At 72.4% G+C, this 23,385-nt stretch carries 27 protein-coding genes; 18 read left to right on the top strand and 9 right to left on the bottom strand.

Annotation, left to right across the window (positions count from 1 at the left end):
- The first annotated feature begins 40 nt into the window (after positions 1-40).
- Genes OIE75_RS17450 through OIE75_RS17440 form a run of 3 tightly spaced genes read left to right on the top strand, consistent with a single transcriptional unit; the run spans position 41 to position 3,056 of the window.
- Positions 41-907 carry an ABC transporter ATP-binding protein gene (locus tag OIE75_RS17450; RefSeq protein WP_329471426.1) on the top strand — a complete coding sequence of 289 codons (867 nt, stop codon included), beginning with the start codon at positions 41-43 and terminating at the stop codon, positions 905-907.
- Positions 904-2,424 (top strand): ABC transporter permease, encoded by a 1,521-nt coding sequence (locus OIE75_RS17445; RefSeq protein WP_443078370.1) that lies wholly within the window; start codon positions 904-906, stop codon positions 2,422-2,424. Before OIE75_RS17450 ends, OIE75_RS17445 begins: the two co-directional genes overlap by 4 nt.
- Positions 2,412-3,056 carry an ABC transporter gene (locus tag OIE75_RS17440; protein ID WP_329471425.1) on the top strand — a complete coding sequence of 215 codons (645 nt, stop codon included), beginning with the start codon at positions 2,412-2,414 and terminating at the stop codon, positions 3,054-3,056. Before OIE75_RS17445 ends, OIE75_RS17440 begins: the two co-directional genes overlap by 13 nt.
- A gap of 7 nt (positions 3,057-3,063) precedes the next feature.
- Here the strand turns inward: OIE75_RS17440 and mshD are convergent, their stop codons facing one another.
- Entirely contained in the window at positions 3,064-3,990 is a 927-nt protein-coding gene (gene mshD / locus OIE75_RS17435; protein ID WP_329471424.1) for a mycothiol synthase, read from the bottom strand.
- Positions 3,991-4,146: 156 nt separating this feature from the next.
- Here mshD and OIE75_RS17430 point away from each other — a divergent pair, with 156 nt between their 5' ends.
- The 4 genes from OIE75_RS17430 (at position 4,147) to OIE75_RS17415 (ending at position 8,564) form a co-directional block, all read left to right on the top strand.
- On the top strand, positions 4,147-5,955 hold the full coding sequence (locus OIE75_RS17430) for a bifunctional metallophosphatase/5'-nucleotidase (RefSeq protein WP_307013476.1): 1,809 nt from the start codon (positions 4,147-4,149) through the stop codon (positions 5,953-5,955).
- Between the two features lie 515 nt (positions 5,956-6,470).
- On the top strand, positions 6,471-7,616 hold the full coding sequence (locus tag OIE75_RS17425) for a serine hydrolase domain-containing protein (protein ID WP_329471423.1): 1,146 nt from the start codon (positions 6,471-6,473) through the stop codon (positions 7,614-7,616).
- 265 nt (positions 7,617-7,881) lie between these two features.
- Positions 7,882-8,169, top strand: a complete 288-nt coding sequence (locus OIE75_RS17420) for a hypothetical protein (RefSeq protein WP_307013473.1) — start codon at positions 7,882-7,884, stop codon at positions 8,167-8,169.
- On the top strand, positions 8,166-8,564 hold the full coding sequence (locus OIE75_RS17415) for a hypothetical protein (protein WP_307013472.1): 399 nt from the start codon (positions 8,166-8,168) through the stop codon (positions 8,562-8,564). Before OIE75_RS17420 ends, OIE75_RS17415 begins: the two co-directional genes overlap by 4 nt.
- On the opposite strand, the gene OIE75_RS17410 is transcribed toward OIE75_RS17415, so the two are convergent.
- From OIE75_RS17410 to OIE75_RS17390, 5 genes are all read right to left on the bottom strand, one after another.
- Positions 8,555-10,003: a sensor histidine kinase gene (locus OIE75_RS17410; RefSeq protein ID WP_307013470.1), complete on the bottom strand. Its 1,449-nt coding sequence runs from the start codon at positions 10,001-10,003 to the stop codon at positions 8,555-8,557. The two genes, OIE75_RS17415 and OIE75_RS17410, sit on opposite strands and share 10 nt — an antisense overlap.
- The gene (locus tag OIE75_RS17405) at positions 10,000-10,740 is read right to left on the bottom strand and encodes a response regulator transcription factor (RefSeq protein ID WP_307013469.1); all 741 of its coding nucleotides are present in this window, start codon (positions 10,738-10,740) and stop codon (positions 10,000-10,002) included. The genes OIE75_RS17410 and OIE75_RS17405 overlap by 4 nt, the downstream gene beginning before the upstream one ends.
- A gap of 41 nt (positions 10,741-10,781) precedes the next feature.
- Positions 10,782-11,846: a S1C family serine protease gene (locus tag OIE75_RS17400; RefSeq protein WP_329471422.1), complete on the bottom strand. Its 1,065-nt coding sequence runs from the start codon at positions 11,844-11,846 to the stop codon at positions 10,782-10,784.
- Between the two features lie 102 nt (positions 11,847-11,948).
- Positions 11,949-12,971 (bottom strand): LacI family DNA-binding transcriptional regulator, encoded by a 1,023-nt coding sequence (locus tag OIE75_RS17395; RefSeq protein WP_307013466.1) that lies wholly within the window; start codon positions 12,969-12,971, stop codon positions 11,949-11,951.
- 42 nt (positions 12,972-13,013) lie between these two features.
- Entirely contained in the window at positions 13,014-13,799 is a 786-nt protein-coding gene (locus tag OIE75_RS17390) for a response regulator transcription factor (RefSeq protein WP_122621129.1), read from the bottom strand.
- A 234-nt stretch (positions 13,800-14,033) separates the two neighbouring features.
- On the opposite strand from OIE75_RS17390, the gene OIE75_RS17385 reads away from it, so the two are divergent.
- The 11 genes from OIE75_RS17385 to OIE75_RS17335 all read left to right on the top strand — a co-directional run bounded on the left by OIE75_RS17385 (position 14,034) and on the right by OIE75_RS17335 (position 22,247).
- Positions 14,034-14,894: an alpha/beta hydrolase gene (locus OIE75_RS17385; RefSeq protein WP_307013463.1), complete on the top strand. Its 861-nt coding sequence runs from the start codon at positions 14,034-14,036 to the stop codon at positions 14,892-14,894.
- A gap of 37 nt (positions 14,895-14,931) precedes the next feature.
- Positions 14,932-15,186 carry a MoaD/ThiS family protein gene (locus tag OIE75_RS17380; protein ID WP_307013461.1) on the top strand — a complete coding sequence of 85 codons (255 nt, stop codon included), beginning with the start codon at positions 14,932-14,934 and terminating at the stop codon, positions 15,184-15,186.
- Positions 15,187-15,189: 3 nt separating this feature from the next.
- Positions 15,190-16,431 carry a hypothetical protein gene (locus OIE75_RS17375; RefSeq protein WP_329471421.1) on the top strand — a complete coding sequence of 414 codons (1,242 nt, stop codon included), beginning with the start codon at positions 15,190-15,192 and terminating at the stop codon, positions 16,429-16,431.
- Positions 16,432-16,573: 142 nt separating this feature from the next.
- A complete protein-coding gene (locus OIE75_RS17370; RefSeq protein ID WP_122621127.1) occupies positions 16,574-17,311 on the top strand; it encodes an LmeA family phospholipid-binding protein in 738 nt (245 codons plus the stop codon).
- A gap of 401 nt (positions 17,312-17,712) precedes the next feature.
- The gene (locus tag OIE75_RS17365) at positions 17,713-18,558 is read left to right on the top strand and encodes a sulfurtransferase (RefSeq protein WP_125493076.1); all 846 of its coding nucleotides are present in this window, start codon (positions 17,713-17,715) and stop codon (positions 18,556-18,558) included.
- 29 nt (positions 18,559-18,587) lie between these two features.
- Entirely contained in the window at positions 18,588-18,875 is a 288-nt protein-coding gene (locus tag OIE75_RS17360; RefSeq protein ID WP_031047895.1) for a DUF1416 domain-containing protein, read from the top strand.
- 108 nt (positions 18,876-18,983) lie between these two features.
- Entirely contained in the window at positions 18,984-19,244 is a 261-nt protein-coding gene (locus tag OIE75_RS17355; protein WP_122621125.1) for a DUF3099 domain-containing protein, read from the top strand.
- A gap of 146 nt (positions 19,245-19,390) precedes the next feature.
- Positions 19,391-19,696, top strand: a complete 306-nt coding sequence (locus OIE75_RS17350; RefSeq protein WP_443078369.1) for a VOC family protein — start codon at positions 19,391-19,393, stop codon at positions 19,694-19,696.
- A gap of 207 nt (positions 19,697-19,903) precedes the next feature.
- On the top strand, positions 19,904-20,590 hold the full coding sequence (locus tag OIE75_RS17345; protein ID WP_329471419.1) for a hypothetical protein: 687 nt from the start codon (positions 19,904-19,906) through the stop codon (positions 20,588-20,590).
- Complete coding sequence (locus OIE75_RS17340) at positions 20,587-21,366, top strand: hypothetical protein (RefSeq protein WP_329471418.1); 780 nt, start codon at positions 20,587-20,589, stop codon at positions 21,364-21,366. The genes OIE75_RS17345 and OIE75_RS17340 overlap by 4 nt, the downstream gene beginning before the upstream one ends.
- A complete protein-coding gene (locus OIE75_RS17335; RefSeq protein ID WP_329471417.1) occupies positions 21,363-22,247 on the top strand; it encodes a hypothetical protein in 885 nt (294 codons plus the stop codon). Before OIE75_RS17340 ends, OIE75_RS17335 begins: the two co-directional genes overlap by 4 nt.
- Positions 22,248-22,287: 40 nt before the next feature.
- Here the strand turns inward: OIE75_RS17335 and OIE75_RS17330 are convergent, their stop codons facing one another.
- The 3 genes from OIE75_RS17330 to OIE75_RS17320 are packed head-to-tail and all read right to left on the bottom strand — an operon-like array spanning position 22,288 to position 23,320.
- A complete protein-coding gene (locus tag OIE75_RS17330) occupies positions 22,288-22,650 on the bottom strand; it encodes a DsrE family protein (protein WP_003974797.1) in 363 nt (120 codons plus the stop codon).
- Between the two features lie 29 nt (positions 22,651-22,679).
- Complete coding sequence (locus OIE75_RS17325) at positions 22,680-22,931, bottom strand: hypothetical protein (protein WP_329471416.1); 252 nt, start codon at positions 22,929-22,931, stop codon at positions 22,680-22,682.
- Positions 22,928-23,320 carry a hypothetical protein gene (locus OIE75_RS17320; protein ID WP_329471415.1) on the bottom strand — a complete coding sequence of 131 codons (393 nt, stop codon included), beginning with the start codon at positions 23,318-23,320 and terminating at the stop codon, positions 22,928-22,930. Before OIE75_RS17320 ends, OIE75_RS17325 begins: the two co-directional genes overlap by 4 nt.
- Positions 23,321-23,385 lie beyond the last annotated feature (65 nt).

Genomic DNA, 23,385 nt, shown 5'->3' with positions numbered 1-23,385 from the left:
CGGCCGGTTCCTTGATCTTTCTCTTGTACGGGAGTGGCGTATGACCCCCACTGTTTCCGCGTCCGGGCTCAGCCTTCACTACGGGCGCACCCGGGCCCTCGACGACGTGTCGCTGCGGCTCACCCCGGGCGTCACCGGGCTGCTCGGACCCAACGGGGCAGGGAAGACCACCCTGTTGCGCGTACTCGCCACCGCCGTGCCCGCCGACCACGGGGCCTTCACCGTGCTCGGGCACGACCCGGGTACCTCGCGCGGGCGGCAGGAGGTGCGGCGGCGGCTCGGGTACCTGCCGCAGACGCCCGGCTTCCACCAGGACTTCACCGCCTTCGAGTTCGTCGACTACGTCGCGATCCTGAAGGAGCTGGCGGGGCGGCGGGAACGCCATCGCGAGGTGCGGCGGGTGCTGGAGGACGTCGGGCTCGGGGACGTACGCGGACGGAAGATCAAGAAGTTGTCCGGGGGGATGCGGCAGCGGGTCGCCCTGGCCGCCGCCCTGGTGGGCGACCCGGGGTTCCTGGTGCTGGACGAGCCGACCGTGGGTCTCGATCCCGAGCAGCGGATGCGGTTCCGCGAGCTGATCGCCGGGGCGGGGGAGGGCCGGACCGTGCTGCTCTCCACCCACCAGACCGAGGACGTGGCGATGCTCTGCCACCGGGTCGTCGTGATGGCCGAAGGCGTGGTGCGGTTCGACGGGACACCGGCCGAACTGACCGCCCGCGCCGAGGGGCGGGTCTGGAGCAGTGCGGAGCGGGATCCGGGGGCGAGGGCCGGGTGGCGTACCGGGACCGGTGCGTTCCGGAACGTCGGGGATCCGCCCGCGGGGGCGGAGCCGGCCGAACCCACCCTGGAGGACGGCTATCTCCTCGTCCTCGACGGTGACGGCAACGGTGCGGAGGTGGCCGCGTGAGTGCCGTGGTCGCCGATGCCCCGGCGGGTGAGGAGACCGGGGTGCGGGGCTCCTCGAACGGGACTCTGCTCGCGCTGGCGCGGTTCGAGGCGCGGCGGCTGCTGACGAGTCCTCCCGTGGTCGTCGCCTTCGTGGCGTATCTCGCCTGGATCGGCTGGCGTACGCCCGACTCCTGGGACGGGTATCCCGCCCTCCAGGACGCCGACCGGAGCACCCAGACGATGCCGATGCTCGTCGGGCTGGCCGTCCTGGTGTGCGCCAACTTCGCCGTGCTGCGCTCCGGACGGCACGGTACCGAGCACCACTTCGGGGTGCTGGTGATGCCGCGCCGGCGCCGTACGGCGGCCCACGCGCTGTCCGTCGTACCGGCCGCCCTGCTCACCGCGGTGTGCGTGGGCGGGCAGTTCACCTGGGAGGCGCTCAAGCCGGGCGCGGTCGGGCACGGTTCGCCGGCCGAGCTGGCCGTCGGTCCGCTGGTGGTGCTGGTGTTCGGGATGTTCGGGGTGCTGCTTGCCCGGGTGGTCCGGTCGGCGCTCGCGGGGCCGCTGACGGTGGTGCTGCTGCTGTACACGTTCGTCCTCGGCACGGGGCCGGACGGCGCGGACGGCATGTCCTGGCTGGCGCCGGTCGTCGTGGAGACCGGTGCCGGCGCCCTGCCGTCCGAGCTGCTGGGGCGGCCCGCCGCCTGGCACGCCCTCTACCTGGCGGGCGTGGCCCTGTGCCTGGCCCTCCTCGCGGTGCTCGTCGCCGGCGGGCGGAGCATCGTCGTCCGGACGGGTGTCGTCCTGGGGCTGGCCGTGGCGGTCACCGGGGGCGTCCTGCAGGCCCGGGGAGTCGCGCCGTCACCGGAGCTGACCGCCGCCCGTGAGCGTGCCGTGTCGGACCCGGGACTGAGGTGCGCCGAGCGCGGCCGGTCGACGTACTGCGCCTTCCCCGAGTGGACGCCCCGCGTCGGCACCTGGGCCGGAGTCGTGGACCGGGTCCAGGCGCTGGCCGGGGGCTCCGCGCACGAACGGCGGCTCGACGTACGGCAGCGGGTCGTCGCCACGTACGGGCTGGTCAACGACGCCGCGATGGCTCCGCAGACCGGCGCCGGACAGGTGACGGTGGGTACCGCCTGGGGCGGCAACCGGGTGCCCGAGTTCTCCAGCGCCGTCGCCGCCGTGCTCGTCGCGGGCAGCGAGAAGGCGGGGAGCGAGGTCTGCGACGGGCGGATGGTCACCCTCATGTGGCTCTCCCTGAGCTGGCAGGACGACCCGGTGAACGCCCTGCGCCGGGTCCGGGTGGACGACAGTGTGCGGGGGTCCGCGATCGTGCTGTCGCCCACCGAGCCGCTGTCCATGACGGCGGGCCAGACGGACGTCGTACGGCGGCTGCTGGAGAAGCCGCCCGCCGGGGTCGGCGAGCGGGTGAAGGCGCACTGGTCCGAGCTGACCGCGCCGGGCGTCACGACCGCCCGCGCCGCCGAACTGCTCGGTGTGGCCGGGCCGGAGAAGGCGGACTCGTGCGAGGAGTGACGGCGGATCTCGTGGGCGCCGTGTGGCGCACTCTGCCGTGGCGGGTACTGGCGGCGGCGGGGGCGCTCGGGCTGCTGATCGCCGCCACGCCGGTCGTCACCGGTGCCGAGCCCGGTCCCTGGGAGACGCTGGTGCTGCTGCGGGGCGTCGCCCTGACCGGCGCCCTCGGGCTGGCCTTCCTGCTGGACGACCCGGCCCGGCACCTCACCGCGCCCGTGCCCACCCGGCGGCCGGTCCGGCAGGCGCTGCGGGTGGCACTGGTCGCACCACTCGCCGCCCTGTGGTGGACGGCCGCGCTGCTGCTCACCCCGTCGGAGTCCCGGCCCCCGGCCGGTGACATCACCCTGGAGGCGGCGGTGGCGGCCCTGCTGGCGCTCGCCGGTGCCGCCGCGGCGGTACGGCTGACGGACGAGGCCCGCCCGGGGCCGCTCGTCGCGGCGGCCCTGCTCCTGGCGGCCGTCCTCGCGCCGCTGTCGCTGCCGGAGGGCTGGGCGCTGTTCGTGACGCCCGACGACCCCCGGTGGGCGGCCGGGCACGACCGGTGGGCGGTGCTGCTGGCGGCGGTGGCCGCGGCGGGGGCGTGGTGCGGGCCGGAGCCGCTGGGACGGCGGCGGGTGCGCCGGGCCGTGTGAGGGGGGCTCAGGATTCCGTGCGGTACATCAGGTCCGTCTCGTGGGTGACGAAACCCAGGCGCTCGTAGACGGACACGGCGGCCTTGTTGTCCGCGTCCACGTACAGCATCGCCGTGGGCAGTCCCTGTCCGGCCAGGTGCCGCAGGCCGATGGTGGTCAGGGCCTTGCCCAGGCCGCCGCCCTGGACGTCGGGGCGGATGCCGAGGACGTACACCTCGCCCAGGCGCTCCTCCGCGTGCACCTTGGTCCAGTGGAAGCCGATCAGCTCGCCCGCCCGCTCGGCCAGGAAGAAACCGGCCGGGTCGAACCACTCCTCGGCCTCGCGGTCGTCGAGGTCCCGCTGGGTGAGGGAGCCCTGCTCGGGGTGGTGGGCGAAGGCGGCGGCGTTCACCGCGAGCCAGGCCGCGTCGTCCTGCCCGGGTACGAAGGCGCGGACGGTGACCCCCTCGGGCAGCCGCGGGTCCGGCAGGTCGAGGCCGGCCAAGGGCCGTCGCATCTGCCGCAGTTCGCGGAACAACGTCAGGCCGAGCACCTGCGCGAGGTGCCGGGCGGCGGAGTGGCCGCCGTGCGCCCAGACCCGCAGCCGCTTGCCGGAGGCGGCGAGCAGCGCGGAGCCCAGGGCGCGTCCGTGCCCCTGGCCCCGGTGCGAGGGGTGGACGACCAGTTCGGCGGCCGGCGGCTCGATCGGGTCGGTGCCCTCGAGCTGGGCGTAGCCGACGAGTTCGCCGTCGACGGTGAGCAGGAGGTGCGCGATGCCCTCCCGCGCGGGGCCGCGCAGGTGCAGCCGGCCCTGCTCGGACACGGCGTGCTGCCCGTCGTTCCGGGCCGCCTCGGTGAGCAGGGCGAGGACCGCGCCGGTCTGCTCCGGGGTCAGTTCGGCGAGGGTCTCGATCGAGCGGGGGCGGCCGGGCCGCGCGGTGTCGTCGCTGGTCATGCGTACGAGGGTAAGGGGCGGGCCGGTGGGCGGGCGGGAAGGTAAACCAGGATGTAACCCGAACCCCCCTGTCGCGCTACGCGCGTTGACTCTAGGCTGCCGCTCCGACGAGCCGTCCCTCAGCGGCTCGCGCCACGCACACCCACAGGGGGGCGCATGCCAGCCACAGCACAGCCGCACCAGTCGCGCCGCAGACGCCGCACGGGCCGTCTCCTCGCCGCCGCCACGGTCGTCACCGCCGGGGCGCTCGCCGCCGCGGCCCTGCCGGCCTCGGCGAACGCCGACGCGAGCCGGCACGGACACGGGCACGGCCGCTACCAGGACGTCCAGCTGCTCTCCTTCAACGACCTGCACGGCAACCTGGAGCCGCCCGCCGGATCCTCCGGCCGGGTCACCGAGGTCCAGCCGGACGGCACGACGAAGACGGTCGACGCGGGCGGTGTGGAGTACCTCGCCACCCATCTGCGCGAGGCCCGCAAGGGCAACCGCTACTCCGTCACCGCGGCCGGCGGCGACATGGTCGGCGCGTCCCCGCTGCTGTCCGGTCTCTTCCACGACGAGCCGACCATCGAGGCGCTGAACAAGCTCGACCTGGACGTGACGTCGGTCGGCAACCACGAGTTCGACGAGGGCGCGAAGGAGCTGGCCCGCCTCCAGAAGGGCGGCTGCCACCCCACCGAGGGCTGCTACACGGACAAGAGGTTCAAGGGCGCCGACTTCCCGTACCTGGCCGCCAACGTCCTGGACGAGAAGACCCGGAAGCCCATCCTCGAGCCGTACTGGGTGTGGAAGAAGAACGGCGTCAAGGTCGGCTTCATCGGCGTAACCCTGGAGGGCACGCCGGACATCGTCTCGGCGGACGGCGTGAAGGGCCTCTCCTTCAAGGACGAGGCCGAGACGATCAACAAGTACGCCAAGGTGCTCCAGCGCCAGGGCGTGAAGTCGATCGTCGCCCTCATCCACGAGGGCGGCTTCCCGGCCTCGACCTCCTACAACTACGACTGCGACGCCCCGGGCGCCGGCGACGGCGTCTCCGGCCCGATCGTCGACATCGCGAAGAACGTCACGCCGCAGGTCGACGCGCTGGTCACCGGGCACACGCACAGCGCGTACGTCTGCACGATCCCGGACCCGGCGGGCAACCCCCGCATGGTCACCTCGGCCGCGTCCTTCGGCCGCCTCTACACGGACACCACGCTGACCTACGACCGGCGCACGGGCGACATCGCGCGTACGTCGGTGAAGTCGGCGAACCACGTGGTGACGCGGGACGTCCCGAAGGCGCCCGACATGACCCGGCTGATCGACAAGTGGGGCACGCTGGCCGCCCCGATCGGCAACCGCGCGGTCGGCCACATCTCCGCCGACATCTCCCGCGACGGCACCGAGTCCCCGCTGGGCGACCTGATCGCCGACGCGCAGCTCGCGTACGGGAGGGCCCAGGACCCGGAGACCGACCTGGCCCTGATGAACCCGGGCGGCATCCGGGCCCCGCTGACCTACGCGGCCTCGGGCGCCGAGGGCGACGGCGTGGTCACCTACGCCGAGGGCTTCACCGTCCAGCCCTTCGCCAACACGGTGAACCTCAAGGACTACACGGGCGCCCAGCTGGTCCAGGTCCTCAAGGAGCAGGTCAGCGGCCCGAACGAGGCGGCCCCGAAGATCCTCCAGGTCTCGTCCGGCCTCACCTACACCCTGGACCTGACGAAGTCCGGCGCGGACCGCGTGGTGACGGACTCGATCCGCCTCGACGGCGCCCCCATCGACCCGGCGGCCACCTACCGCGTCGCCTCCAACAGCTTCCTCGCGGGCGGCGGCGACGGCTTCCCCACCCTGAACGAGGGCGCGAACGAGCTGGTCGGCGGCGACGACCTGGCCGCGCTGGAGCAGTACCTGACGGCCAACTCGTCGGCCGGCGACCCGCTGGACCCGCCGTCGGCGGACCGGATCACGGTCGTGCGGTAGCCGGCAGCCCGAGGTTCCTTCCGAGGCCCGGCCCGCGCCCACCCGGGGTGCGGGCCGGGCCTCATCCGACCCGGGCGACCGCGATCCGCAGCACGTCCTCCGGGGCCTCCGCCGACCTGGCCGGCGCGAACCGCACCGCCCGTTCCCCGGCCCGCGTCGCCGAGCACGGCCCTGGCCCCGGCGAGCACCTGTTTTCCGGAGTCCAGCCGGGCTTCCTCGATGTGTCCGCGAGCCGTGACAGGAGGCTGCCGCGATCCTCAGGGCGTCGTTCGTACTCCAGCCGCAGATCGTGATCTTGCTGGTCGAGGCCCGGGCGGGGGCAGCATCCGGGGGGTAACCCCCTGCACCGCCCTGAGGACAGCGCATCGGTATGCCGGGGGAAAGCTGGATGGGGCGCCCCCTCCTCTTCTGGTGGGATGGTTGCCGACCGCCGGCTCCCGGGGGCGACACAGTCGCAGGTCACAGCCCGAGCGGTCCCTGCTCACGCGCGCAACCTGAAGCGAGAAGAGGTCGTCATGCACGGGTTAAGAAGGCGTCGGCGAGGTCTACTGGTCTTGGCCAGCCTGGCTACAGCCGTCCTCGTCGCACCGACCGCGTCCACGGCGGCGGCGAACCCGCGGCCGGCCGGTCCGCTCCAACGGCAGGTGGAGGCGATCCACGACACCGGGGCCGTCGGTGTGCACGCCGAGGTGACGTCCCCGGAGGCACGCGACAGCGCGTACGCCGGGACGGCCGCGACGAACACAAGGAGACCCATGCCGCGGGACGGCAGGTTCCGGATCGGCAGTGCCACCAAGACCTTCACCGCCACGGTCGTGCTGCAACTCGTCGGCGAGGGGCGAATGTCCCTGGAGGACACCGTCGAGCAGTGGCTGCCGGGAGTGGTGCGGGGCAACGGCAACGACGGCAGCCGGATCACCGTGCGGCAGCTGCTGCAGCACACCAGCGGCATCCCTGATGTGGGGCCGGAGATACCGGCGTTGAACAGCGCGGACGGCTATCGGGCCGAGCGGTTCCGCACGTATGCCCCCGAGGAGCTGGTGGATCTGGCGCTGAGGCAAAAGGCCTCCCCGGGCGCCGGCTGGTCGTACTCCAACACCAACTACATTCTCGCCGCGATGATCATTCACAAGGTCACCGGCCGGAGTTGGGCACGGGAGGTGAAGGGCCGGATCATCCGCCCCCTGGGCCTGAGGGACACCAGTACGCCCGGCGTCTTCCCGTTCGTCCTGGGCCCGCACGCCCAGGGCTACGCCGCGTTCGGCACCGACACCGGCATCGACGTCACGAAGCTCAATTCGAGTATGGCCGTCGGCTCCGGTTCGATCATCAGCACCGCGCATGATCTGAACCGGTTCTACGCCGCGCTGCTCGGCGGCCGTCTGCTGGCTCCGGCGCAGCTCGACGAGATGACGACCACCATGCCCGCGCTGCCCGAGCTGGGCGTGAGGTATGGACTCGGTCTTGCCGAGATCCCGTTGCCCTGCGGCGGCAGCTATTTCGGCCACCGGGGCGAACTCCTCGGCTATGTCACCTGGGGCGGCGCCACCCGAGACGGGGCCCGGACCGCCGTGGTGTACGTCACCAGTGACGGCGGCCAGGACACCCAGCAGGCCATGATCACCCTCGTGGGTCAAGAACTGTGCCGGGCCCGCTCCTAGCACGCCGGCCGTGGACATCGACTCTGCCGGTGGACCGGCTGCGGGAAGGCCACGGCCACCGCCGGGCCTGGCAGAAGCCCCGGCAGCCTCCGGCTGCTGATCCGCCGCAACCGCACCACCTCCGTGCCGCGCGCCGGGATCTCACCGTCTCGGCTCTGCCTGGGGAGGGGGCAGGGAGTGAAGCGGGTGGAGCGCCGCGGACACTCTCGGGTGAAGAGAGCGACGGACGCCACTCCCTTGGCTGTAATGAGATTACAGTAGCGCTATGGCGGAGAACACGACCATTCAGGTGTCCCGAGAGGCCCGCGACCACCTCGCCCAGGTGGCCAAGGAGCGGGGCATGACCCTCGGCCAGCTGGTCGAGCGGTTGGCCTCGGAGCAGTCGACGGCGGAGCAGATCGCGGAGCGGGTAGCGGCCACGCGCGCCGTGCTGCGTGAACGGCTGGGCTGCACACTCAGCGACGAGGAGTTCGACAGCGGACCGGACGTGCTGGCCAACATCTACGCGATGGCGGCGGACAAGACCCGGGCCCTCCGGGAGAACGCCAGGTGATCATTCTCGACTCGGGTGCGGCTCTGGCGCTCGCCCATGGTCACGAGGCTCTCCATCGCCTCGCCGACAACCTCGCGCACACGCCGGGTGACTGGCTGCACCTCCCGGCGCTGTGCCTCATGAAGGCCGAGGAGGGCGAGGCGAACGTCGGAGGCGCACTGATGGCGCTTCCGGGTCTCCAGGTCGATCCGCTCGGTCAGGCCGCGGCCGTCACCGTCGGCGGCATGGTGCGTGACGGCTGGGGCGGAGCCGACACGTGTCACGCGCTCTACGTGGCGACGCCGCACCTGGGCTCGGGGGGCATGTCGATCATCCTGACGGGGCGGGAGGACCTCTATCCGCCCGGCTTCCTCACCGTCGACATCGACGCCCCCGGCATGCTCGGCTACCACTGACCCGCGTCGGCCGCGCCCGGCTCCGGCGGTGGCACCGGCGCTCCCGGCAGCCGCACGGTGACGACCGTCCCGCCGCCACCGTCCTCGCCCGGGGTCAGGGTCACCTCGCCGCCCGCATGCTGCACCGTGCGGGCCACGATCGACAGACCCAGGCCGGATCCCGGCAGGGCGCGGGCCGACGGGGAACGCCAGAACCGGTCGAAGACGTGCGGGAGTTCGTCGGCGGGGATGCCGGGGCCGTGGTCGCGGACGGTGAGGACGCCGTCGGCGAGGCGTACGTCGACGGTGCCGGACTCCGGGCTGAACTTCACCGCGTTGTCGAGGATGTTGACGACCGCGCGCTCCAGGGCCGACGGTTCCGCCCGTACGTACCAGGGCTGTACGTCGGCCGTGATGGTCAGCTCCCTGCCGCGCAGGCGGGCGCGGCGCAGCGCCGACTCGACGACGTCGTGCCACGGGAGGATCCGCGTGCGGCCCTCGTGCTGGCCGGTGTCCGGGCGGGACAGCTCCTGGAGGTCGCCGATCAGCGCGGCCAGTTCCGTCATCTGCGCCTTCACCGAGGCGAGCAGCGCCTTGCGGTCCGCCTCCGGGATCGGGCGGCCGGTCTCCTCGCTGCGGGTGAGGAGTTCGATGTTCGTACGGAGCGAGGTGAGAGGGGTGCGCAGTTCGTGGCCCGCGTCGGCGATGAGCTGCTGCTGGAGGTCACGGGAGCTGGCCAGGGACGCCGTCATGCTGTTGAAGGAGCGGGAGAGGCGGGCGATCTCGTCGTCGCTGTCGTCCTCGACGGGGATGCGGACGGTCAGGTCCTCGGTGCGGGCGACGTGTTCGACGGTACGGGTCAGTTCGTCCACGGGCCGCAGTCCCGTCCGGGCCACCCACAGGCCGGCCGCGCCGGCGCCGACGACGCCCGCTCCCGCCACGAAGACGAGGACGAGCGCGAGGTTGTTGAGCGAGCTGTTCACCTCGCTCAGCGGGCGCGCGGCGGAGACGGCCACGTCGGACAGGCCCGGCACGGTGTAGGTGAAGACGCGGTACTGGGTCCCGTCCGAACCGGTGGCGTCGTGCAGGGCGTTGGCGGACGAGCCCTCGGCCACGGCGCGGTCGGCGTCCGTGAGCGGGACCTCCTCGGTGCCGATGATGAGGCAGCTCGTGTTCTGCCGGGCCACCAGTTGCACGGACGAACCGTAGGGGTTCTGCTCGTGCGTGAGCGGGTCGTGGGAGCAGAGACCGGTGCGCAGGTCCACGTACCGGCTCACCTGAGCCCTGTCCATCCGGTTCGCCTTCAGAGCCTCGTCCAGCGAACTCACCAGCACGCTCTTCACCACGAACCAGCACGCCACCGCCCCCGCCGTCACGGCGAACGCCACCGCCCCCGCCACCAGCAGCGCCAGGCGCGAACGCAGCGGCAGCGCGCGATAGCGGCGCACCAGACCTGTCACTCCGCGCCGCCCTGCCGCAGCACGTAGCCGACGCCCCGGACGGTGTGGACCAGGCGCGGCTCGCCGCCCGCCTCGGTCTTGCGGCGCAGGTACATGACGTACACGTCGAGGGAGTTGGACGACGGCTCGAAGTCGAAGCCCCAGACCGCCTTGAGGATCTGCTCCCGGGTGAGGACCTGGCGCGGGTGCGCCATGAACATCTCCAGCAGGGTGAACTCCGTGCGGGTCAGCTCCACCGGGCGCCCGGCCCGGGTGACCTCCCGCGTCGCCAGGTCCATGGTCAGGTCGGCGAACGTCAGGGTGTCGTCGTCCTCGGCGGTGGCCTCCACCGCCGCCGCGTAGGAGCTGCGGCGCAGCAGCGCGCGGATGCGGGCGAAGAGTTCGTCCAGTTCGAAGGGCTTGACCAGGTAGTCGTCGGCGCCGGCGTCGAGGCCGGTGACCCGGTCGCCGACGGTGTCCCGGGCGGTCAGCATCAGGATGGGCGTCGTGTCGCCCCCGCCGCGGATCCGGCGGGCGGCGGTCAGGCCGTCCATGCGGGGCATCTGGATGTCGAGGACGACGAGGTCGGGCCGGTACGCCGCGGCCTTCTCCAGGGCGTCGGCGCCGTCGACGGCGACCTCGGTGCCGTATCCCTCGAAGGCGAGGCTGCGCTGGAGGGCTTCGCGGACCGCCGGCTCGTCGTCGACGATCAGGATGCGCTGGACGTCACGGTCGCGGTCGGCGTCTGCGGGGCTCATGGGTTCAGCGTCGCACGTTCGTCGCAGGTACTCGTGACCGCTCAGTTGCTCGCGCCCGCGCGCAGGTCGGGCAGGTCCGCCTTGACGGTGTTGACCGGGATGGCGAAGCCGAGGCCGACGCTGCCGGCGCTCGCGGACGCCTCGGTCGCCGAGTACATCGCGGAGTTGATGCCGATGATGTTGCCGTTCATGTCGATCAGCGCGCCGCCGGAGTTCCCCGGGTTGAGGGAGGCGTCGGTCTGGATCGCCTTGTACGTCGTCGTGGACGAGCCGGTGTCGCCGTTGAACTCCTGGCCGCCGAACTCGAACGGCCACTGGCCGCCGCCCTGCCCCTGCTGTTGCTGCTGCTGCCCCTCGTCGGTCGAGACGGTCACGTCGCGGTCGAGGGCCGAGACGATGCCGCTGGTCACGGTGCCGGTCAGGCCCTCGGGCGAGCCGATGGCGACGACCTGGTCGCCGACCCCGACGGCGTCCGAGTCGCCGAGGCTCGCGGCCTTCAGACCGGAGGCGTTCTCCAGCTTGATCAGCGCGAGGTCCTTCCTGCTGTCCGTGCCGACGACCTCGGCGGTGTACTGCTTGCCGTCGCTGGTCCTCACCTTGACCGACGAGGCGCCGGAGACGACGTGGTTGTTGGTGATGATCTCGCCGTCGTCGGTGATGATCACGCCGGAACCGGTGGACGAGCCGGCGTTCGAGGTGGCGCTGATCTCGACGATGCTGGGGCTGACCGCCTTCGCGACCCCGGAGACCGTGCCCTTCTGGCTGGAGGGCACCACGTTCGTGCTGGTGGCGGAGGCGACGGTGTCGCCGCCGGCCAGCTCCTGGATGCCGTACGCGGTGCCGCCGCCGATGGCCGCCGCGACGATGGCCACGGCCGCGAGCAGCGCGACGGGGCCGCGACGGGCCCGGCGCCTCCGCGGCGGCTGCTCGGGCTGCCCGTCGGCGGCGAACCCGGCGTGGGGTGCCGCGGGCGGCTGGGCCGGCGGGGGCGGCCACTCGGGGTTGACGGGAGAGGAGGCGTGCTGCTGGGCGCCCTGGTACGGGTTCCCGTACGGGTTCTCTTGCGCGTGCTCGTACTCGCCGTTGCGGCGGAGGCTCTCGGTCATGTCCATGAGCTTCGCGCCCGAGGATGAGAGCGGCCTGAGTGCCGCCTGAGAAGCCCGGCAGAACCTCGTATGCCCGATACAAGGACGGCTGCCGGGCGGGTGCTACACGCAGCCGCAGGACTGCCGTACGACCAGCTGCGACGGGAACACCTTCAGCCGCTCGCGCCGGGAGCCCGCGACCCGCAGGCCGTCGTCCAGGACCAGGTCGACGGCGGCCCGCGCCATCGCCGGACGGTCCGAGGCGACCGTCGTCAGCGGCGGGTCGGCGAGATCCGCCTCCTTGATGTCGTCGAAGCCGGCCACCGCCAGCTCGCCCGGCACGTCGATGCGCAGCTCGCGGGCGGCCCGCAGCAGGCCGATGGCCTGGTCGTCGGTGGAGCAGAAGATCGCCGGCGGGCGGCGCGGCCCGGCCAGGATCTCCAGGCCCACCTTGTAGGCGTCGTAGCGGTTGTACGGCGCCTCGAAGAGCCGGTCCTCGGTGGACAGCCCGGCCTCCTTCATCGCGCGCTGCCAGCCCTCGACGTGGTCGGAGACGGGGTCGCCGACGGACGGGGTCTCGGCGGTGCCGCCCATACAGGCCACGTACTCGTAGCCGTGCTCCAGCAGGTGGCGCACGGCGAGCTGGGCGCCGCCGAGGTCGTCGGTGACCACGGCGACGTCGTCGATGGCCTCGGGCCGCTCGTGGAGCAGGACGACCCGGGCGTCCCAGGCGTCGATCTCGGCGGCGGCCAGGTCGTTCAGGGCGTGGCTGACCAGGATCAGACCGGAGACGCGCATCCCGAGGAAGGCCCGCAGGTAGTGGACCTCGCGCTCGCCGACGTAGTCCGTGTTGCCGACCAGGACCATCTTCCCGCGCTCGGAGGCGGCCTGCTCGACGGCGTGCGCCATCTCCCCGAAGAAGGGCTGGCGGGCGTCCGGGATGATCAGGCCTATGAGGTCCGTGCGCCGCGACGCCATGGCCTGGGCGACCCGGTCCGGGCGGTACCCCAGCTCCTTGATCGCGGCGAGGACACGCTCGCGCGTGGCCGGGGCGACCGGCCGGGGTCCGTTGTTGATGACATAACTGACGACGGCGGTGGAAGTTCCCGCCAGCCGCGCCACATCATCCCGAGTCACCTTGGCCACGCGCGGAGTCTACGCGGATGGACCCGCTCCGGGCAGGGCGTATCACACCTTGGATGACCTTGCCGCCGCCGTGTCCGGGGCCTCCGCCCCGGCGGGCGCCGCCTTCTCGCGCTCCGGCTTCTCCCGCTCCGTCTTCTCGGACTTCGCCTTCTCCGGCTTCTCCGGCGTGACGAAGCGGTAGCCGACGTTGCGGACGGTGCCGATCAGCGACTCGTGCTCGGGGCCGAGCTTGGCGCGCAGCCGCCGTACGTGCACGTCGACCGTGCGGGTGCCGCCGAAGTAGTCGTAGCCCCACACCTCCTGGAGCAGCTGGGCCCGGGTGAAGACCCGGCCCGGGTGCTGGGCGAGGTACTTGAGCAGCTCGAACTCCTTGAAGGTCAGGTCCAGGACCCGGCCCTTGAGCTTGGCGGAGTACGTCGCCTCGTCCACCGAGAGGTCGCCGTTGCGGATCTCCATCGGGGAGTCGTCGCCGACGATCTGCTGGCGGCCCATGGCCAGCCGCAGCCGCGCCTCGACCTCCGCCGGTCCCGCGGTGTCCAGCAGTACGTCGTCGATGCCCCAGTCGGCGGTGACGGCGGCGAGGCCGCCCTCGGTGACCACGAGGACCAGCGGACAGCTGAGCCCCGTGGACCGCAGCAACTGGCACAGGCTGCGGATCTGGGGAAGGTCACGGCGCCCGTCGACGAGGATCACGTCGGCGCCGGGGGTGTCGACGAGGGCCGGGCCCTCCGCCGGAGCCACGCGGACGTTGTGCAGCAGCAGGCCGAGGGCGGGGAGCACCTCCGTCGACGGCTGAAGGGCATTGGTGAGGAGCAGCAGAGAGCTCATCGCGCCCCACCTGCCTGGGTCGTCCTACGGTCGTGCACGCTTCGCTCGCCCATAACGTCTGGTTCCTCCTCGGTCCCTGCGAGGACGTTTACGGCACTGCTTCGTACGGTGCGGATCCCGTGCCCGTGGGGCCCGCTGTGCGTCCGGGAGGTGAACGATCGGCCACGCTCCTGGAAGCACAAAAGGACCCGGGGGCTACTTTGCCCGAGTCCTCTACGCAGCAGAATAGCCGACATGAGCTACCGAGCGTCAGGTCATGTGGCGCGTTCCACCTCTCGTCCAGGGAATCGTCCGCATTCCGAGACGCCGGGGGGAGCGCCCCGCCGCATGCCCGCACGCACCTTCCTGCGCAGCGCCGACGGGGTCCGGATCGACGCCGTGTACAAGCCGGCGGCGACCGGCGGTGACCCCTCCGACCTGGTGTTCGTCGTCGCGCACGGCTTCACCGCGGGCGCGGACGAGGCGCACGTGCTACGCATCGCGCGGACGTTCGCCCGGTACGGCGCCGTGGTCACCTTCTCCTTCCGGGGCCACGGTGCCTCCGGCGGACGGTCGACGGTCGGCGACCGCGAGGTCCTGGATCTGGCGGCGGCCGTCGCGTGGGCACGCGGCTTCGGGCACGCGCGCGTGGTGACGGTCGGTTTCTCCATGGGCGGCTCGGTGGTGCTGCGGCACGCGGCGCTGTACGGCCCGGACAGCGCGGCGCGGACGGACGCCGTGGTGTCGGTGAGCGCGCCCGCCCGCTGGTACTACCGGGGCACGGCGCCGATGCGCCGGCTGCACTGGATGGTGACGCGCCCCGAGGGCCGGTTCGTCGGCCGCTACGGCTTCCGCACCCGCATCCACCACCTGGCCTGGGACCCGGAGCCGCTGTCGCCGGTGGACGCGGTGCCGCGGATCGCCCCGACGCCGCTCCTCCTCGTGCACGGCGACCGGGACGGCTACTTCCCCCTCGACCACCCGCGGATGCTGGCCCGGGCCGCCGGTGACCACGGCGAACTCTGGCTGGAACCCGGCATGGGCCACGCGGAGCACGCGTCGGACGAGGCCCTGCTGGGCCGGATCGGCGCCTGGGCGGTCTCCAAGGCGGGCTAGCCTGACGGTGTTCACCGTCAACTGATTGAGGAACCAGATGGCAAAGGTCACGGTGCGCTACTGGGCCGCCGCGAAGGCCGCCGCGGGAGTGGCCGAGGAGCCGTACGACGCGGCCACGCTCGCCGACGCGCTCGGCGCGGTGCGCGAGCGGCACCCCGGCGAGCTCACGCGCGTGCTGCTGCGCTGCTCGTTCCTCGTCGACGGCGACCCGGTGGGCACCCGCGGGCATGACACGGTACGGCTGGCCGACGGCGGCACGGTCGAGGTGCTCCCGCCGTTCGCAGGAGGGTGAGCGATGACCGACCAGCCTTATCAGCCGCATCAGCCGCATCAGCGGTACGAGGGGTACGACGAGCACGGGAGATGGGTCGGGCAGGGCGGGTACGACGCCCAGTGGCCCGATCAGCAGGTCCACCAGACCCACCAGGCCCACCAGGCTCCTCAGGGGTACGAGGACCCGAACGCCGGCCAGTACACGCAGCAGTGGCACGGGCAGACCTGGGAGACGCAGGTGCACCAGACCCAGCCGCCGGTCCAGGCGGAGGAGACGGCCTACCTGCCGCCGTACGGGTCCGAGCCGCAGCAGCAGTACCAGCAGCCTCCGGCACAGACGTACGCACCTCAGTACCAGTACCAGTCCCAGCAGCCGCAGCCGCAGCCGCAGCCGCAGCCCCAGCCGTACGCTCCCGCGGCCCCGGCGCCCTCCGCCTCACCTGCCTCGCCCGCCTCGCCCGCCTCTCCTGGCGACGCCGGCTACGGTCCGGCCACCGTCGCCGGGAACACGCGGGTGACCGACGCGCAGCGGGCCCGTGCCGAGGGGCGTTCGCCGATCATCGACCCGGGGATGCAGCCGGCCGGGCTCACGGCGCTGCTCGGGCTGCTGCTGGCCGGCGCGGCGGCGCTCGGCACGTACGCCCTCCTCGTCCCGCTCGTCGCCCTCCAGGCCGTCACCGCGGCGGGCTGGTTCCGCCTGAACGGCATGTGGCCGGCCCGGCAGGGCATCGCGCTGGGCTTCGCGGCCGCGCTGGCCGCCGACGCGGCGATGCTGGTGTCGGACCGCTCCCCGGCGGCGATCCTCGGCACGCTCGGGGTGTGGGTGCTGCTCTCCCTCGTCCTGCAACTGCGCTCGCACGCCGACCCCGACGAGCGGATGTACGGCCTGATGGCGACCGTCGCCGCGGCGGCCCTGGCCGTGATCGCGGGCGGGTACCTCGCCGCCGACGCGGACGCGGTGACGGTCGGCGCGGTCGCGGTGGCCGTGGCGGTCGTGGCCCGCGCCCTGCCGCTGCCCACGGCGGGTTCCGTGGTCGTCGCGCTGCTCGCGGCGGCCGGCGCGGGGATCGCGGTCGGCTCGGCGACGGACTTCGGGGCGTCGGGAGCGCTGCTCGGCGGGGGAGCGGCGGTGTGCGCGCTGGTCGGCCTCCGGGTGGCGGCGTACGACTACCCGTCCCGTTTCGTCCACTTCACGGCGGGCGTGGCCCTGCCGCTGGCCGCCGCCGCGCCGGCCGTGTACGTGCTGGGCCGGGCGCTGGCCTGACGCGCCGGACGCCCGGCGCGGGTGTCACAGGTGGTCTACAGAACCCGGGCGGCGTCACCCGCCCGGGTTACGCTCGCGCCTGGACGGCCACCGGCCGTCGGGGGACCGCTGTCGTCGACCGTCCAGGGTTGGGGAACTCCACATGCGCGCACTGCGAATACTGTTGGTCGTCGTCGTGATCCTGGGCGGCCTCTTCGTGATCGCCGACCGCGTGGCCGTCAACTTCGCCGAGGACGAGGTCGCGGACAAGGTGCGCAGCACCGAGAACCTGCCGTCGACGCCGGACGTGTCCATCAACGGCTTCCCGTTCCTCACCCAGGTCGCCGGCGGTGAGCTGGACGACGTCCAGGTGGGCATCGACGGTTACGAGGCGTCCACCGGCAAGGGCGACGAGAAGATCCGCATCGCCGAGCTGCGCGCGGACATGAAGGGCGTCGCGTTCTCCGGCGACTACAGCTCCGCCACCGCGGCCACCGCCACCGGCACCGCGACCGTCGCCTACGACGAGCTGATGAAGGCCGCCAAGTCCGAGCCCACGGACATCGCTCCCGGCATCACCGCCAAGGTCATCGGCCTCTCCGACGGCGGCAACGGCAAGATCAAGGTGTCCCTCCAGGCCACGGTCCTGGGCGTGGACCTGCCCGAGCCGGTCGAGGTGCTCAGCTCGGTCAAGGTCAAGGACAACGACGTCGAGGTCGTCGCCGACGGCCTGCCGGAGATCGGCGGCCGGCAGCTCGCCGAGTCCCGGATCCGGGCCATCACCGACTTCCAGCAGACCATCGACGAACTGCCGGGCGGCATCGAGCTGGACAAGGTCGAGGCGGCGAAGGACGGCGTCGAGATCACGGTGAAGGGTTCGAACGTCAAACTGGCCGGGTAGGGGCCCAGGGGGCCGGAAGTCCGACAGGCGAGACGACGCTGTCCGTACCGCAGATGCGAAGGCGGGCCACCCGCCCGCCCCGGCGTCTGCGCTGCCCCGGGCTCTCCTTCGATCCCACAGTGCGGACGATCCCGTCTCAGGATGCGACACGTCGGTGACATGGCCCGGCATCCGTCCCTACGATCGGTACCCATGAAGCGACAGGCGGATCTGACGAAGCGGCGGGCAGTGGACCTGTGCCGCGTTGCCGCCATGCTCTGTCGCACCTTCTGACCGGACGGCGCCGTCGCCGTCCGTCCCCCTCACCCGCCCTGCCCAGGGCACCCGCGCGCCGCCGCACGGCCCGAGCGCGCGCACCCTCTCACCGCTCGCCCCGCCGCAACTGCCCCGGAGGAGAAAACATGAGCCGCAGCGACGTCCTGGTCGACGCCGACTGGGTGCAGGACCACCTGGACGACCCCAGCATCGCGATCGTAGAGGTGGACGAGGACACGTCCGCCTACGAGAAGAACCACATCAAGAACGCGATCCGGATCGACTGGACCCAGGACCTCCAGGACCCGGTCCGCCGCGACTTCGTCGACCAGGAGGGCTTCGAGAAGCTCCTGTCGAAGAAGGGCATCGCCAACGACACGCTGGTGGTCCTCTACGGCGGCAACAACAACTGGTTCGCGTCGTACGCCTACTGGTACTTCAAGCTCTACGGCCACGAGAACGTCAAGCTCCTCGACGGCGGCCGCAAGAAGTGGGAGCTGGACGCCCGCGAGCTGGTCGCCGGCGACGAGGTCCCGCAGCGCCCGACCACCGACTACAAGGCCAAGCCGCAGAACACCGCGATCCGCGCCTTCCGCGACGACGTGGTCGCCGCCATCGGCGCGCAGAACCTGGTCGACGTCCGCTCGCCCGACGAGTTCTCCGGCAAGCTGCTCGCCCCGGCGCACCTGCCGCAGGAGCAGTCGCAGCGTCCGGGTCACGTCCCGTCCGCCCGCAACATCCCGTGGTCGAAGAACGCCAACGACGACGGCACCTTCAAGTCGGACGACGAGCTGAAGCAGCTCTACACCGACGAGCAGGTCGACCTGGCGAAGGACACCATCGCCTACTGCCGCATCGGTGAGCGCTCGGCCCTGACCTGGTTCGTCCTGCACGAGCTGCTCGGCGTGGAGAACGTCAAGAACTACGACGGCTCCTGGACCGAGTACGGCTCCCTCGTCGGCGTGCCGATCGAGCTCGGCGCCAACAAGTAAGTCCGCCCCCCAACCCTCAGGAGTACGACATGTGCGGAGCGAAGGCCGGCGGCCCCGACGCCTCGACGATCAAGCCCGGTGAGACCACCATCCAGGGTCACGTGACCCGTGACGGCGAGCCGGTGACGGGCTACGTCCGTCTGCTGGACGCCACCGGCGAGTTCACGGCGGAGGTCCCGACGTCCGCGACGGGCCAGTTCCGCTTCTACGCGGCCGAGGGCACCTGGACCGTACGGGCGCTCGTCCCCGGCGGCACCGCCGACCGCACGGTCGTCGCCCAGCAGGGCGGTCTTGCGGAGGTCGCGATCGCCGTCTGACGGCACCCGCGCCACGCGACGGCCGAGGGGCCGCACCCACCGGGTTGGACGCCTGGGGTGCGGCCCTTCGGCATGTCCGGATCCGGCGTCCGGATCTACCCTTGAGGCATGTACGCGCGGCGGCGGCACGTCTACTTCGCCATGATGGGGACCTGCATCGCGCTCTTCGTCCTGGCGTGGGGAGTCGTGCGCCTGTGGTCCGTGCCGGCCGCGGTGGCCATGTGCGTGGTCGCCATGGTCATCCCCCCGCTGGCCGCGATGGTCGCCAACCGGCGCGGCCCGGACGACCGCTGGTGGGACGACCCGTCGGGCGACCCCAAGTCCGACGAGTGGTGGGACGAGCTGGACGGGAAGAAACCGCCGCGCTAGATCCGGCCCGGGAACCACGACGGCCCGGCAATGATGGCGGGCATGTCTCCGACGAAGCCGTCCACCGTCGTGCCGGACGCGCACGACGCCCACGAACTCGCCGGCTTCCACCTGCGCGCTTCCACCTGCGGCTGCTGGGCTACGAGGTGCGTGCCGAGGAACCGCACTGGGTGCTCATCGGCCCGCCGCCCGGCACCGGGGGCACCTCGCCGGCCTTCGAGACGGAGCCCGCGTACGTGCCGCCCGTCTGGCCGGGCCGGAACCCGGGCGACCAGCAGATGATGCTGCACCTCGACATCGAGGTCGACGACCTGGCGGCGGAGACCGCGCGCGCCGTGGCCGAGGGCGCGCGGCTCGCCGAGTACCAGCCCCAGGACGACGTACGGGTGCTGCTCGACCCGTCGGGACACCCCTTCTGCCTGTGGACGCAGGCCGCCATGGCCGAATCGTGATCAAGGCCGCCACAACCCCGGAGCCGCGTCGCAGGTCTCCTGTGCGCACGCTTGATCGAATTTCTGCGCGACGTTCCGTGGGGGGACGAGTTGGCACCAGAAGTGGGAGCTGAGGAAGCGACGGCACCCGGGGGAGGGGGCGGGGCGTCACCTGACGTGAGGACTGAGCAGGCCGCACGGCGTCGGTCCCGACGCGGACGCACCACATTGCTCATTTCCACCGCCGCCGCGCTGGGGCTGGTGGCCGGAACGTGCGGCGGTTACCTCGTACAGGCGGACCGCTCTCCGACGAAGCTGCCCTCACTGGCTCAGCCGCTGTCATCACCGGCCGCCGGCCAGACGTCGAAGCCGCTTCCGGCCGCTCAGGACCGTCGCGCGCGCACCAACGGCGACCTGCGCAAGCTTCTCGTGAAGAAGCCGCGGGGGGCGCGCGAGGCCGAGTGGGTCGCGGGCGCCGACGGTTGGATGGACCTCGCGAGCTACGCCGAGAAGTACGAGCAGACGGGCAAGAAGTTCTCGCAGTACATCCACGACGAGTTCCGTCGCGCGGCGGTCGCGAGCTGGACCGTCGACGGCTCGTACACCGTCGAGGTCTATCTGGTCCAGTTCCATCAGGAGGAGGCCCTGGCGGCGGTCGAGGCCAGCGACACCGGCCGCCACTGGGCGTCGTGGATGGCGGACGCGGACATCTCGGCGATTCCCGGGACCGGCGACGGCGAGACGTTCGTCCACAACCAGCCGAAGCCGGGAAGAGCCCACGGGCGCCAGGCGTATGTCGCCGAGGCCTACGCCTGGCGGGGCGACATCGAGATGGAAATCCTGATCACCGGCTCCGAGCGCATCAGCAAGAAGCTGATCGCGGATCTGGCGAAGCGGCAGATGGAGCGGCTGTGACCGAGAACGAACAGACCGCGCCGGGCGCGCGGGCGACGCGCCGGAGGTGGGTCGCTCCCGTCGCGGTCGCGGTGGTGCTGGTCGCCGCGGTCGGCGGAGCCGCCGGGTATACGGCCCACATCGTCAAGGAGGCCGACCGGACCGCAGGCGCACCCGTCTGGACGGCGCCCCGTGCCGCGACGGACGACGAGACGACGACGCCGGCGACCGGATTGTCCGCGGCCCTGGTGCCGTACCGGCCGGACGGGTGGACGCGGGGACCGGACCTCGGAGAATTCGGGGCCGACGTCGAACTGAGCGGCGCTCATGCGGCTGCCCTGACCAAGGAGTCGCTGAACGACCTGCCCCGCTCCCAACGCAGAGCGCTGGAGAAGGAGATCGACCGTCGGCACATCTCGGGCGTGGCCATGCGCAGTTACGCCACGACAGGGGGCTTCCACAACGGTGAGCACACCGGTGCGGCCACGGTGGCCGTCGTGCTGACGCGGATGAATCAGGACGCGGCCCGTTCCGGCGCGGTCGGTCAGAACGAGTTCTTCGAGGCACTGGACGGCCTCGAGGCGGGCCCGGCCGTCAAGGGCCACAAGAGCGCCCGTTGCTACCGCCTGCCGGGCGAATCGGACGAGGAACTGGACATCATGTTCTGCAGCGCCCACCAGGCAGACGTCCTGGTCTCCGCCGTCGCCGAGGGAGTGCCGCCCTTCGGTGCCAAGGGCGTCGCCGCGCTCCTGGCGGAGCAGCTCGACCGCATCGGCGGGACCGGGGAGGCGGTGTGACCGAGAAGACCGAGGACACGGAGCGGGCCGAGCAGCTACTCCCGCCGGCCCTGCCGCCCGACGATGCGCTGCCGGGCGGGGAGCCCACGGCCGTCGAGGTCCCACCCGAGGTGCGGAAGGACCGTCGGGTCCTGCGGGGCGTGCTGCGCTGGACCGCGGCCGTCGCCGTCTTCGCCGCCGTCGGATCGGCCGCGGCGTACGGCGTGACGCGCATGGAGCGGACGGACGTACCGGGCCTGGCGACCCGGACGGACGGGCGCTGGACGTACCCCGAGGTGACGATGCCGGCGCTGCCGTCGGGCAGTCCCCGGCCCTTCGCTCAGGCCAATCCGGCCGGCGCCCACTACGCGGATCTGCGGGAACTCGTGCTGCCCGCGCCCGAGGGCGCCCAGCCGGACGAGGCTCTGAGGGGCAAGGACGGCTGGCTGGCGACGGACCGGTTCCTCAAGGAGTACCGGGACGCGTCCGAGCACGGCGAGCTGCGGCAGCTGTTCGTCGATTTCGGGCTGCGGCACATCGCCGCTCGCGGCTGGACCACGTCCGACGGGACGCACACCCGGATCTACCTGCTGCAATTCGACACCGCGGCTGTCGCGGACGATCTACGCAACCGCCACCTCGTGTCGTACAGCGAGCCTGCTTACGCCGTGCGCGGCACGGACCGGAGCGTGCCCGACGAGGACTTCCCGATGGAGGCCCTGAGCGACGACCTGGTCCCCTCGGTCTACGTCGAGCCCGAGCCCTACGGCGCCGAGCAGGTGCGGCAGGCCTACCTCGGCGCCGGGGACGTGCTGGCCGTCGTCCTGCAGAGCCGCAAGGGCGAGGCCGCGGCCGTGCCCTTCCAGCAGACGGTCGCCCTGCAGAGCGGACTCCTCGGCTGATCCGCGGCGGGGCGGGGGCCTCGTCGACGACGCGGACCGCTCAGTAGACGAGCGCCTGCGTGTCGTCGGCGAGGGCCTCCTGCACGAAGACCTGCGCGCCCGCGATCCGCACGCCCTCGATGACGTCCTTCTCGGTGAGGTCGCGGCGGGCCGCGCACTGGGTGCACAGCGTCACCCGGCCGCCCGCCAGCAGCGAGTCGAGCAGGTCGGGCAGCGGCGCGGCGTGCGGCAGCTCGAACTCCGCGGCCCGGCCCGGCACCGCGAACCACGCGGACTCGCCGGTCAGCCACAGCGAGACGTCGACCCCACTGGCCACGGCCACCGCCGCCACCGTGAACGCCTGAGAACACCGCTCGGGCGCGTCCGCCCCCGCCGTCACCTTGATCACGAGCTTCTTCGCCATGCCGGGAAGCGTAGCCCTCCTCGGCGGCGTCAGAGAGCGACGGTGATCGTCACCAGGAGCGTCGCGACGCTGAGCACGGTGAGCAGGCCGCTGACGGTGGCGCCGTCCAGCCTGACGCACCGCCGGGGCCGGACCACACGCCTCGGCACGGGCCTGGGCGGGTGGGCCTGATGGAACGGGGGCGTCGCGAAGCCGGGTGAGAGGGGAGCCCGGTCCCGTCGCGGCGCGAGCCGCTGGGCCCGCTTGCACTCCTCGTAGGGCAGTCCGCCGTCGTACGTCATGCCTCGTGCTCCTTGCGCTGGTGCTGGCGCAGCAGGACGTTCGCGTCCGTCACCGCGCTGTGGTCGTGTGCCGCCCTCGCGTCCTCCCGCCGGTCGGCCAGCCAGGCGCAGGCCGCGCAGCCGACGACCGGCGTGGGGGCCCGGCTCAGGTCGCCCGGGTCCGGGGGCGCGGCGAGTGCCCGTGCGTTGGCCGTGCGGACGCCCGCGCCGAGCCGTTCACGGTCGGTCGCCGGGCGCAGACCGGCCGGCTCCGCCTCCCACTCCCGGCCGCCGCCGACGGGGCGGAGCAGCGCACGGGGACCGGCGAGGCCCTGGTACTCGCCGACCTTGGCGGTGGCGGGGTCGTAGAGGACGGCGCCGGGGTCGAAGGTGGCCGGTTCTGTTCTCACGGGTTCGCTCCCTTATGCCAACATCTATACGTAATGCGACAGTTGCCCTACTCTGCGTAGTGCTG

The sequence above is a fragment of the Streptomyces sp. NBC_01723 genome (assembly GCF_036246005.1).
Lineage (GTDB): Bacteria > Actinomycetota > Actinomycetes > Streptomycetales > Streptomycetaceae > Streptomyces.
The sequence above is the reverse complement of the archived record's forward strand: the minus strand, read 5'-3'. Positions and strand labels throughout refer to the sequence as shown.